9 protein-coding genes are annotated in these 12,574 nt (G+C 44.2%); 1 reads left to right on the forward strand and 8 read right to left on the reverse strand.

Annotated elements, in window-relative coordinates; all coding sequences use genetic code 11:
* Positions 1-159: 159 nt before the first annotated feature.
* The 4 genes from MKY99_RS23490 to MKY99_RS23505 form a co-directional block, all read right to left on the reverse strand.
* Complete coding sequence (locus MKY99_RS23490; RefSeq protein ID WP_339266617.1) at positions 160-1,071, reverse strand: methyl-accepting chemotaxis protein; 912 nt, start codon at positions 1,069-1,071, stop codon at positions 160-162.
* A gap of 362 nt (positions 1,072-1,433) precedes the next feature.
* Entirely contained in the window at positions 1,434-1,808 is a 375-nt protein-coding gene (locus MKY99_RS23495; RefSeq protein WP_076299679.1) for a hypothetical protein, read from the reverse strand.
* Positions 1,809-1,901: 93 nt separating this feature from the next.
* Entirely contained in the window at positions 1,902-2,081 is a 180-nt protein-coding gene (locus MKY99_RS23500) for a YfhD family protein (protein ID WP_042130382.1), read from the reverse strand.
* A 39-nt stretch (positions 2,082-2,120) separates the two neighbouring features.
* A complete protein-coding gene (locus MKY99_RS23505; RefSeq protein WP_042190997.1) occupies positions 2,121-2,480 on the reverse strand; it encodes a hypothetical protein in 360 nt (119 codons plus the stop codon).
* 284 nt (positions 2,481-2,764) lie between these two features.
* On the opposite strand from MKY99_RS23505, the gene MKY99_RS23510 reads away from it, so the two are divergent.
* Positions 2,765-7,240, forward strand: a complete 4,476-nt coding sequence (locus tag MKY99_RS23510; RefSeq protein WP_339266621.1) for a S8 family serine peptidase — start codon at positions 2,765-2,767, stop codon at positions 7,238-7,240.
* Positions 7,241-7,556: 316 nt separating this feature from the next.
* Here MKY99_RS23510 and dnaJ read toward each other — a convergent pair whose 3' ends face one another.
* The 4 genes from dnaJ to hrcA all read right to left on the reverse strand — a co-directional run bounded on the left by dnaJ (position 7,557) and on the right by hrcA (position 12,574).
* Entirely contained in the window at positions 7,557-8,678 is a 1,122-nt protein-coding gene (gene dnaJ, locus MKY99_RS23515) for a molecular chaperone DnaJ (protein WP_042130386.1), read from the reverse strand.
* 258 nt (positions 8,679-8,936) lie between these two features.
* On the reverse strand, positions 8,937-10,784 hold the full coding sequence (gene dnaK / locus MKY99_RS23520; RefSeq protein ID WP_042190999.1) for a molecular chaperone DnaK: 1,848 nt from the start codon (positions 10,782-10,784) through the stop codon (positions 8,937-8,939).
* Between the two features lie 114 nt (positions 10,785-10,898).
* Positions 10,899-11,480 (reverse strand): nucleotide exchange factor GrpE, encoded by a 582-nt coding sequence (gene grpE, locus MKY99_RS23525; RefSeq protein ID WP_076284809.1) that lies wholly within the window; start codon positions 11,478-11,480, stop codon positions 10,899-10,901.
* Between the two features lie 62 nt (positions 11,481-11,542).
* Positions 11,543-12,574 (reverse strand): heat-inducible transcriptional repressor HrcA, encoded by a 1,032-nt coding sequence (gene hrcA, locus MKY99_RS23530; protein ID WP_042191003.1) that lies wholly within the window; start codon positions 12,572-12,574, stop codon positions 11,543-11,545.

A 12,574-nucleotide genomic window follows, 5' to 3' on the forward strand; every position in this document is an offset into this window, starting at 1 on the left:
ACAACCAATCTCTGGAAAAGGTTCGTTTTTCTGAGCATAAACTATAGATGCTAGTAATAACAGATGAAAGATAACAATTAAACTCGCAACACAAAAAGCCACTCCCCATAAATCTGAGAACTGGCTTTCCTTTATATTCACGCTAACAGCATACAGAAATTAAATGATATTCATAACCTCTCGTGCTTGTGTATCTAAATCCTGGGCTGAGGAAGAAATATTATTGAAATCATCTACGGCTATTTGAATCTGCTGTTGACTAGCTTCTATATTTTCTTGCACCTGGTTTGTTCCTTTGGAGATCTTATTGATTTCCAGCGTAATGGCATCCACACTATCTTTCACTTGAATGATCGAATCCTGCACCATGGAAGATAGCTTCCTAACTTCTTTTGCAACCACGTCAAAACCACGCCCAAACTCCCCGGCATGTGCCGCTTCAATTGCTGCGTTAAGCGCTAACAGTTGCGTTTGCGAAGCAATGTTACGAATAGTTTGTACAATTCCCTGAATCGATACCGCTTGTGTCTCCAGATTAGCTAGAGTCTGTGTATTTTCAATGGATACTTCGGCTATTTTATCGATACTCAGCAATAGTTCTTGACTACGTTCAATGCCTTTCTCGGCTCTATGATTTAAGCTGTCCGACATCTCTTGCATCCGCTGTACCACAACACTCATGTTATTTTGTCGATCCGTGATATTAGTCGCTATCTTAGATACGCCAATGACCTGTTCATTATTTTCATCAAAGACAGGCATATATGTAGCTTCCAGCCATACCGCATTTCCTTTTGCATCCATTCGTTCGATCTTATCCTGAACACTTTTTCCTGAAAAAAGATCCTGCCAGAACAGCTCATAGCCCGGGCTATTTACAAAGTGAGGAAAGCAAAACTCTTTATGATGCATCCCATACATCTCTTCTTTGTTATACCCCATCGAACTAGCAAAAACGTCATTCACATAAGCCACTCGTCGCTCAAGATCAAACCTTATAATCGCTAAATTTTTTTCTAAAGATCGGACAACAAGCTCATCGGTAACTCCCTGAGAGTGTACCATTCCCATATAATAATTCCTCCTGGATATCTATAAGTTACTCGTCGCGTCATCATGAAGTATATCTGAACAATTATACGCTCTTATTGCGCAGAGAGAAATACATGATTTTCATTAAAATGCATCTAATTCGTAATAAAAATAACCCCACCAACGTTCGGTAGAGTCCAGCTTTCATCCCGGATGTTTATACGCCGATTTCTGACGAGGGGCAAGTAATATCGAGATACTTTTAAGTGATGATAAATTTGGAAAACCCCAGCCGTAATTCCAGCCAGGGTTCGAAGCAAGTTCCTATTAATACTAATTTGTCTCTTGAAAATGCACATACCAAACGGTCCAGCAAACATAGCCCTTATATGTACATTTCCTTATTTCTTGGATCCGTAATCTCCCATCTTGATTCCCCATACTGAATCCTTCTGATGGGCAGCAGCCTCCTTTAAACTTGGAAGTCTTGCATCCAGAGGACTATGTCTTTCCAAATACATCACAAACGCCTGGCGAACCCCAATCTCAGCATCCAGTTTATTAAGTTCGTTCGGGTGTTTCTCCATCTCGGCTAATTCTACTTCCCAACGGTATAAATCGCTTGCCTCAGATCGTTCCAGCCGAACTTTTTCAGTTAGCTCCCGCAGCTCACGGTAGGCCTGTTTTACTTTTGAAGAGTACAGTTGCTTCTGATTCATAAAAGTTAAGAATGCGATAAGCAGTGCTAAACCTATCCATAAAATAACGTTGTCCATATTCTCCCCCCTGCTTGGGCTATTCTCCTAATTATACACACCAGAACGCAAAAATACCCCACAATGTGAGGTATCTGCCTTAGCTTTTAGCATCTATTCTTTTTTCATAATTTCATGCAGCTGACGTTTGTCTGCTTCTAACGCCCGGGCCTGGGCTTCGATATCCTCCAGATCTGCCTCCGCTGCTGAAAACTCTACGTCCTCTGCCTTCGCCTCGTACAGCATTTTCATCTTCTCGGTCTTTGAGAATATTTGCGAGTTCTCTCTATCCATAGTATCGATCGTCTCCCTTCTTATTAAGAAAATTATTATTCAAATCATCCCGCCTGCTTCTTCAATTAAGCGTAATGCTTGATCATGGGACTCCGAATTCAAGATCACCGTAAGTAAAATATCTCTACCCGTCGGTCCTCCATCTCCGCCATGACTCATCCCACTGGCGCTGGTATCAGCAGCAGCTAGTATGCCTGTGTGTGCACGCTCAGCAGTCATGGAGTCCATTCTGGCAACATTGCCTGTCACTGGGTTTACCCCTGAGCTAAAGCTCGTGCCTCCATATCTACTGAAGCGATCAACGGAAATTTCAATGGCCCGAAGTGCACGGAGCTTACGAGCAACACCCTCCGCTTCTTCAGGACTTTTAAAATAAGCCAAAATAGATCTTTCCGACATCTTATCCCCGCTCTCGCTTGAAATTCAGATATCTGTTGCATTCCTTTATATTGTCTTCATTTCACTTCTTTTATGCCCTTTTTTTCTCATACTCCACTTATTTACTGGGAATTCGACATTTTCCTCGACGCTTCCCTGCAATATAGTGCTAAAGTTGTATATTCGATTTGAAGTTATAGCTGTAGAATAAATTTAATTTTCATAATTTTTTACATTTTACGCTGAGGAGGAGAACTACAGATACACCCTGCAATATAAAAATTCATTTGGGAGGATGAACTTATTTGAAACGTACCTTTAAACACTCTATTCAAAAATTTGGTATTGGGGCGGCGAGCTTCGGACTGGCTGTTTCTGTCCTTTTTCCATCCGCTGCATTTGCGAACTCATCCCTTGAAACATCAACTAACCTAGCTAATAATGTACAGTCTCAAAGTGTGACCCCTCATAACTACGCGGGTGTGCTCAAAGGTTCAGCACCAGTATCCGTAATTGTGGAATTAACTAATAAACCAGTCAGTGTGTATGAAAATGAGGCTAAAACTTCTTCTTTACGATCCTCAGTCTCCTTACAACGCAGTAAAATTATCTCAGAGCATAAAAGCTTTATTTCCTCAGCGCAGAAAATCGATGCCGACATCGGTTTTGAATACAGTGAAATTTTTAACGGGTATTCCATTACGTTGCCAGCCAATCAAGTAAACAAGCTGCTAGAGCTTCCGGGCGTTGCGGCTGTTTATCCAAATGATGAAGTACATGCGTTAGCAGACAGTGTTGAGGTAGCGACTTTGCCTGTTACACGTTCTTATTCGGACAGTGGCAATCTTATAGGTGCGGATACACTACATGCATTAGGTTACACAGGAGAAGGGGTACAGGTAGCGGTTGTAGATACCGGCATCGATAAAAACCACCCTTTATTAAAGGATAATTATAAGGGCGGTTACGATGCTTATGATCAGGATAATGATCCGTCAGAAACACCTCCTGATGCCAACTTCCCTCCAAAAAATGGTAGCCCATATGAAACCTCGCATGGCACTCATGTAGCCGGTACAATATTGGATGTTGCACCTGAGGTGGATTTGTACGCGTATCGCGTACTTGGCCCTTACGGTTCCGGTCCAACAGCGGTTGTAATCGCGGGTATTGAGAAAGCGGTCGCTGATGGAGCCGATATAATTAACCTCTCCCTGGGCTCTGATGTTAACCAAAGCTATTCCGCAAGTTCAATCGCGATAGACAACGCCATAAAGTCGGGCGTGAATGTTGTAGTTGCCGCCGGTAACGCTGGACCGGATGTAGGAACATTGGGCGAACCTGCTGGATCTCAACTCGCACTTAGTGTAGGTGCTTCTACTACCCCAGTGAATACCCCATTCTTTGATATTGGCGATGTTAAAAAAATTCCAGGGACCTTAGCAACTTACTCCCCAGACTTAGTTGATAATATTGCTGGCAGTAAGATCGTTTACGCTGGTCTTGGAGGTACTTCCGATTACACAAATTTGGACGTCAAAGATAAGGTAGTCCTTGTCGATCGAGGTGTGCTGAGTTTCGGAGATAAATCTCTAAATGCCAAAGCAGCTGGAGCCAAGCTTGTCCTAATTGCTAATAATGCTGCTGGTGAAATCAGTCCCACCCTTGGTGCGCCCGGGATTTACATTCCTACCTACGGAATTACTCAAGCAGATGGGAAAAAGATAAAAGCTCAATTGGATGCTGCTAAAGATATTATCAGTTACTATATAGGGCTTGAAGTAAATCAGTTAGCAAACTTCAGCTCTATGGGCCCGGGGATGCCGGATTATCTAATCAAACCTGATGTTGTAGCTCCTGGAGTAAATATCAACTCCACAATTCCTAGCTGGAGTGGGGATTACGAACACGCTTATGGCTTAAAAAGCGGCACCAGCATGGCAACCCCACATGTTGTAGGAGCTGTAGCTTTGCTACTGAGTGAAAACTCTGATCTTAAGCCAAATGAAATTAAAGCACTGCTAATGAACAATGCTGATCCTATCTTTAACCGTGATGGGAATCCTTACTCACTATATCAACAAGGTGCCGGATTAATTAATTTGGAGAAATCAGCTAAAGCTGAATCTATTGCTAAAGTCGGGGAGAGCTTAATTAGTGGTCTTCCAGATACTGTAGAAATCCCTTATTACACAGGTTCCTTGTCCTTTGGCCTGCTCCCAAAAGGGGCTAGCGTAACAAAATCAGTTTATGTAGAGGACTTTAAAGGGATTGGATCAACCTACACGCTGTCCACCGAATGGCTTACAGAAGCGCCTGGTGACATTAGTATTAATATTGCACCAAAAAGTATTACCTCAGGTGTAGATCATTATGCACAATTTACACTGAAGGTTTCTGACACTGCAAAAGAGGGAGCATATGAAGGCATCCTGTTCCTAACCTCTGATACAGAAACTCTTCGTCTTCCCTTTAATGCACTTGTTGGCGATAAATTCAATTTAGAGCCTGTTAATCAACTTTCTTTTGAAGATCCACAGATTTCTCCTAATGGGGATGGACGCTCAGACGATACCACCTTTACCTTCTCTGTCAATGAAGAGCTGGATGGCATAAGTTTTGTAGCCTCTTCAATAGATGCTCCTGCGACAGTTTTAGGTGCAGTTTATTCTATCGATGAAAAGGTCTATCGTGGCGTGTACGAAATTACAAATTGGGATGGAACGTTAACAGACCTGGAGACCTCCGCCAAGTCCACTTTACCAGATGGTCACTACTACATCACTCCTGTGCTTCCCAATGGACAACTGCTCGAGACACAAAAGATCAAGTTCACAATTGATACCGAGAAGCCATTAGTTTCCGGCATCACACTTGAGGAGTACGAACGTGAGGCGCCAACCGATCCTGGTGCGGCAGAAATTAGTGGGTTCATTGATGATGACCTAATGGCCTATTATATTTCTAATACAAAACCTATTGGAAACTGGTTTACCGTGTACGCCGAAGGTAAACATTATGATGGAAATACTTATAAATTCGGTGGAGTAATTGCAGGTAATGGTGCTTTTTCCATTGACGTTCCGGTTAACGAAGGGCTTAATGAGTACAAAATCTATGTGGTTGATAAAGTAGGTAATGGCGCAGACGACGATGATTATGCTCAGCGACTGCTTTATAGCACAGGGGATGGTATTTTCAATGTAAATCCGTCTCTATCTGCAGCCACTATTGATTTGGGACAGCCGGTAACCGTTGATCTAGGGTATTCCGTGACTGATGAGGTTTATGGCATCTATGGGGCTTCATTCGCTGTCATCTACGATGGTTCTCTCGAAACACCAGCGATCCAGCCAAGCGTACAACTGGCTACGTATCAAGAGGAGAATTTCTCTAGTGTTGCACTTACAGAATTCTCAGAAACCTATGATCTCGGAGACGGCCGCAAACTGACACAGTATAGCGTCAATCTATCAGGTGGTGCTTATCACGGCTCTGGCTCACTAGGCAAAATAACCTTCAAACCATCTAAAGCGGGAAAATACGACTTGGAGCTATACGATGTACAGGTCTGGAATGATGCTACAACATCAACGATCCCATCTGGTTTGAGAACGGTAAGCGTAACTGTTAACACACCTGAAACACCGAAGCCAACACCTACACCTGAATCGAATGTACCTACGGCAACCAGTGCTCCCGCTTCTGGAATCGCATTGAAATCTGGGAAGCTAGTAGAGACTGCAGATCCAGCAGGTGGCAAGTCTTCAGCGGTGTTCAACATCTTAGACACTGCATTAGCAAATTCGATCCAGAATGCAAAAGATAAAACTTCTGTACTTGATCTTAGCGATGTAAGCTTCAATAAATATAGCCAAGTTGTTGTTACTCTTACCCCGGCCCAAGCCGAGCAGTTAAAGAAATCGGAGAATGCACTCCGCCTAAACGGTAGTGGGTTCAATGTACTTATTCCAGCGGCGACTCTTCCGGATTTCATCAACAGCAACGGCTTGACCCTTACGATTAGCCTGACAGATGCAGGCAACACAGCAATTTTAGCAGGTAGCTCAGCAGCAATAAATATCGGTTCTTCCATTCTCACTATCAAAAATGGTTGGACAACCGGAAAGCCGATCATCCTTCAGCTTAATCTAAAGGCCAGCAGTCTTCATGATGCACGAAAGACTGCCGCTTATGTAGAATCAAAGGATCATAAATGGTCCTATCTACTACCTGGTTCTATCTCTAAAGAAGGGATTCTACAGTTTAACGTTACTGGTGACGGTTCTTACAGTGCAGCATCCCGAAAAATAAGCTTTAAAGATATTGGCACACACTGGGCTCAAACCGATATCGAAATCCTTGCTTCACATGGTATCATTGCCGGCAAAGGAGCCGATGGCAGCTTTAAACCTGCTGACACTTTAAATCAGGCAGAGCTTCTAACGCTCTTCGACCGTCTACTTGGAAAAGGTGACACTTGGAGTACTCGCATCAAAGAAAGTGGATCTCGTGATGTGCTGACTCGCGAGGAAGCAGCTCTTATCATCGCTAAGGCTCTTGGTGCTGATCTTACAGTAGCCAAGACACCTTTAAGCTTTAAGGATGCGGATAACATCGCTGCGGAGGCACGCAACGCTGTAGCCTATGCTGTAACCAAAGGTTATCTCAAAGGTGTTACTGCGGACAGCTTCAATCCACAAGGTACATTGACTCGTGCACAAGCAGCAACAATTCTGAGCCGTGTGCTTGAGGACCTACGTTCTTCGAACAACATCTAGTTGCACTTTAAAAGAAAGCCCCAGCAGCCAATGACTGCTGGGGCTTTTTCGTCTATAGGTCACATTTGCGTTTCCGAGTCAGTCATCGGACTCAGATGACCTTAAACGCTGGATTATGCGATATTTGGCATGCTAACGGACCCCATAGTCGCTATTGGCTTGAAAAGCACCGTATGAGATTGGCTAGCTTGTCCCTACTAACAGTCGACATGAGCAAACTGCCTTATTCAAAAAAACAGAGCAGCGATCCCCAAATAACGGGAGGATAGCTGCTCTGCTGTATTATTTATTTGCTCAATTAATGAAGTTAGAAATATCAGTCCCCGCGGAACGCACGCTTCACACGATCAAAGAAAGATTGCTCATGCTCATGTGTGTTTTCTCCATTTAGAGAGGCGAACTGTCGCAACAAATCTTTTTGCTCATCATTCAGCTTGCTAGGTGTCACAACAATGACTCTAACATGCTGGTCACCTTGGCCAGATCCACGTAGACGTGGAACACCTTTACCTTTAAGGCGGAAGAAAGTACCGGTCTGCGTTCCCGCAGGAATCTTCAGCTTCACTTTTTCCGTTAAGGTAGGAATCTCAATCTCATCGCCAAGTGCAGCCTGTGCAAATGTAAGTGGAACCTCGCACATAATGTCATCGTTCTCACGTACGAAGAAATCATGCGATTTGACACGGATGACAATATACAAGTCTCCAGCAGGACCACCGCGTAAGCCGCCCTCGCCTTCGCCAGTCATGCGCAGCTGCGCACCGTCATCGACACCTGCAGGGATGCGTACATGAATCTTACGCTGCTTCTTAACTTTACCCTGTCCGCTACAAGTCGTACATTTTTCCTTAATAATCTTACCTGTACCACTGCAATGTGAACATGGACGACGATTACGCATCTGTCCAAGTGGTGTATTCTGTACGAATTCCTGTTGCCCACTACCATGACAAGTGGAACAAGTCTCTGGTTTAGTACCCGGTTTAGCCCCGGAGCCGTAGCAGGTATCGCAAGTTTCCGTACGTGGAATAGTGATATCAGTTTCTTTACCGAATACCGCTTCCTTGAATTCAATGGTCATCGTATACTGCAAATCCCCACCACGCTGTGGTGCGTTAGGATCACGACGTCCGCCGCCGCCAAAGAACATATCAAAGATATCGCCTAATCCTCCGAAGTCGCCACCGCCGCCTCCGAAGCCGCCCATACCTTGGTTAGGATCAATATGGCCATACTGGTCATATCTAGCTCGCTGTTGTCCGTCGCTAAGAACATCGTAAGCTTCTTTTACTTCTTTAAACTTAGCTTCAGCGTCATCTGCTTTATTCACGTCTGGGTGATATTGGCGCGCCAATTTCCGGTACGCTTTCTTCACCTCGTCGTCTGAAGCATCTCTACTGAGGCCAAGCACTTCATAATAATCGCGTTTATCTGCCACTGCTTTCACCTCCGTACATTACATACTCAAATTCCTAAATTACCTGCCAAAGAAACCATTATACGATAAAACCCTAGGATCTGACCATCCAGTTCCAGCAGATGTTTATTCTTACAATATCAGAAGGCGCATTCGCGAAGAGTGTGCAAACTGATATTACAAAAGGAAAGTCAAAACACGGGATGACCCGGTTTTGACCTTCCCTTCTTAACTATATAAGAATTTATCAGTTACGCCCTATACATTTATCGTTTAAGGTTACCCTTGATTCTTATCTTCGTCAACAACCTCATAATCAGCGTCAACTACATTGTCTTTCTTAGGAGCGCCTTCAGCAGCTCCAGCGCCACCTTCAGCACCTTGCTCTGCTTGAGCAGCTTGTTCGTACAGCTTCATGGACAACTGTTGTACAATCTCAGTCAATGCTTCTGTAGCTGCATTGATTTCTTCAAGATTGTCAGTTTCAAGTGCTGCTTTCACTTTATCTTTAGCTTCGTTTGCTTTTTCAACTTCGGAAGCATCAGCTTTATCACCAAGATCTTTGATCACTTTCTCAGTGGAATATACGAGTTGGTCAGCGCTGTTCTTCGCTTCTACCAATTCTTTACGCTTACGGTCTTCCTCAGCATGAAGCTCGGCATCCTTCATCATTTGTTCTACTTCTGCGTCGCTCAGACCGCTGGAAGAAGTGATAGTGATCTTTTGGCTCTTGTTAGTGCCTTTATCAGTTGCAGACACATTCACGATACCGTTGGCATCAATATCGAAAGAAACTTCGATTTGTGGTACGCCACGTGGTGCTGGTGGAATCTCGTTCAGCATGAAGCGTCCCAATGTTTTGTTGCCATTCGCCATTTGGCGCTCACCTTGTAGCACGTGAATCTCAACGCTAGGTTGGTTGTCAGCAAAGGTCGAGAATACTTGGGATTTACTTGTAGGAATTGTAGTGTTACGCTCGATCATTTTCGTGAACACGCCACCTGCAGTTTCGATACCGAGGGAAAGCGGAGTTACGTCGAGCAATACAACGTCCTTAACATCACCAGTCAATACACCCGCTTGAACAGCAGCACCAAGAGCAACAACTTCATCCGGATTCACACCTTTGTGTGGATCTTTACCTGTAAGCTTCTTAATTGCATCTTGTACAGCAGGAATACGTGTAGAACCACCAACCAGAACGATTCTGGTAAGGTCTGCAGGCGTCATACCAGCATCAGACAATGCTTGACGAGTTGGTCCCAAAGTACGTTCTACTAGACCAGCAGTAAGCTCATCAAACTTCGCACGAGTCAAGTTGATCTCCAAATGCTGAGGTACTCCGTCAACTACAGTGATGAACGGAAGAGAAATAGTGGTTGTCAGTACGCCCGACAATTCTTTCTTCGCTTTTTCAGCTGCATCTTTCAAACGTTGTACAGCAGATTTATCTTTGCTCAGATCAATGCCTTGCTCTTTCTTAAATTCGGATACCAGATGATCCATAACCACTTGGTCAAAGTCATCGCCACCAAGTTTGTTGTCGCCGCTTGTAGCTTTTACTTCAAAGAATCCATCGCCCAGTTCAAGGATAGATACGTCGAACGTACCGCCACCAAGGTCATAGACAAGGATAGTTTGATCTTCGGATTTCTCCAGACCATATGCCAAAGCTGCAGCTGTTGGCTCATTCACAATACGCAAAACTTCCAAGCCTGCAATTTTACCTGCATCTTTAGTAGCTTGACGTTGGCTGTCATTGAAATAAGCAGGAACTGTGATAACTGCTTGAGTAACAGTTTGGCCAAGATATGCTTCTGCATCGGATTTCAGCTTTTGAAGAATCATTGCTGAAATTTCTTGTGGGGAGTAGTCTTTACCATCGATGCTTTCTTTATGGTTAGTACCCATGTGACGTTTAACAGAGCTGATCGTACGATCAGGGTTAGTAATTGCTTGGCGTTTAGCTGTTTCACCGACGATACGCTCGCCGTCTTTCTTAAAACCTACCACCGAAGGGGTTGTACGTGCGCCCTCTGGGTTTGGAATTACAACGGCTTCGCCGCCTTCCATTACGGCAACGCAAGAGTTCGTGGTTCCTAAGTCAATACCGATAACTTTACTCACAATAATTTGCCTCCTCTAAAGGTATATGGAGCATTCGCTCATTAAAATAATAAAATATTTAAAAAATTCGATTGGTACATGGTGGACAGATACTGCCCGTCCTATATATACAGATTACATGCTGACTTTGACCATAGCAGGACGAAGGACTTTATCTTTCAGGAGGTATCCCTTTTGGACCTCTTCCGTTACGATACCCTCTTCGTACTCCTCGCTCTCCACCTGCATAATAGCCTGATGGTATTCAGGATTAAAAGGCTGTCCTACTGTTTCCATAGCCGTAAGTCCCTCGGACTTCAATACCCCATCTAGCTGACGGAAAATCATATTAACACCCTTCACGAAAGCTTCGGATTCTGGGCTGCTAGGAGTAGTCACTAAAGCACGCTCAAAATTGTCCAGTACTGAAAGCAATTCAGTCACGAGCTTGGAGGTGGCATATTGAGCCAACTCTTCTTTCTCCTTCTGAGTACGACGACGGAAGTTATCGAAATCAGCCTGCGCACGCAGCGCACGTCCTTGATATTCATCAGCGAGATCCTGCAGACGTTTTACCTCCGAACCTGTGTCTGAAGCACCTTCACTAATTTCTTCTGCCGTAAATGAGTCGGTTTCCGAAGCTACATCAGCCTCAGGTTCCTCATTTATCAATTCATCTTTGAATTCATTAGCATCTTGAACTTGTTCCTTTTTCAAGTTGTCTTCACCTCCTTAAAATCATTCATTAAAATCATTCACGTAATCAATGTTGACTCTGTTCACTTATACCAGTGTGCCAGCATCGCTGTCAAATCTCGGGATAAAATGCCCAAGATCCCCATCACTCTTGCATATTCCATTCGTGTCGGACCAAGGATACCAATGCTCCCCAGTGCCTGCCCATCAAGAGAATAAGTGGCGGTGATCAGACTGCAGTTAGCGAACGCTTCATGATTGTTCTCCGTCCCTATTCGGACCTGGATACCAGTGCCGCCAGTTGTAGGGGCCAGCATTTTGAGCAATGTAGGCGTCTCTTCCAGCAGATCAAGAATGCTTTTCACCTTGTCAACATCCTTGAACTCAGGCTGTGTAAGCATATTCGTCGCTCCACTAAGATAGATACGCTGCTCTTGATCACTTTCCAGCGCAATGTCTAGCACTTGCATTAATTCTTCATAATGTGAGATGTGACGCTGCATTTCCTCGCCAAGCTCGGAATACAGCCGAGTCTTCAGCTTATAGAGTGGTACATTGACCAGCTTACTATTCAGTAGGTTAACCACTTTCTCCATCTCGGAAACGGATATCTCCGGCGGAATGTTCACCGTACGGTTCTCAACTTGACCCGTACTTGTAACAATAATCGCTACAGCGGTTTTATCATCTAGTGGTAACAACTGAAAATGACGCAATGATGTATGAAAAACCTCCGGTCCCAGAAGGATGGAAGTGTAATTCGTCATATTGGAAAGAATCATCGCCGCATGTTGGATTACCTGCTCCATCGCATTCAGCTTCTCGGCAAAAAAAGCGCGGATCGTGCCCATCTCTGCCGTTTCGGCGGAATTCCACGGTACCAAATGATCCACATAATATCGGTATCCTTTATGGGAAGGTATTCTCCCCGCCGATGTATGAGGCTGCTCGAGATAACCCAAATCCTCTAGGTCAGCCATTTCATTTCGAATAGTCGCAGGGCTGTACCCTACATCACCCCGTTTAGAAATGCTGCGAGATCCTACTGGTTCTGCCGATGAAATATAATCATCTACAATTGCATTTAGTATCATTCTCTGGCGATCAGTTAACAT

Origin of the sequence: Paenibacillus sp. FSL R5-0470 (assembly GCF_037975205.1) — a bacterium.
Lineage (GTDB): Bacteria > Bacillota > Bacilli > Paenibacillales > Paenibacillaceae > Paenibacillus_AQ.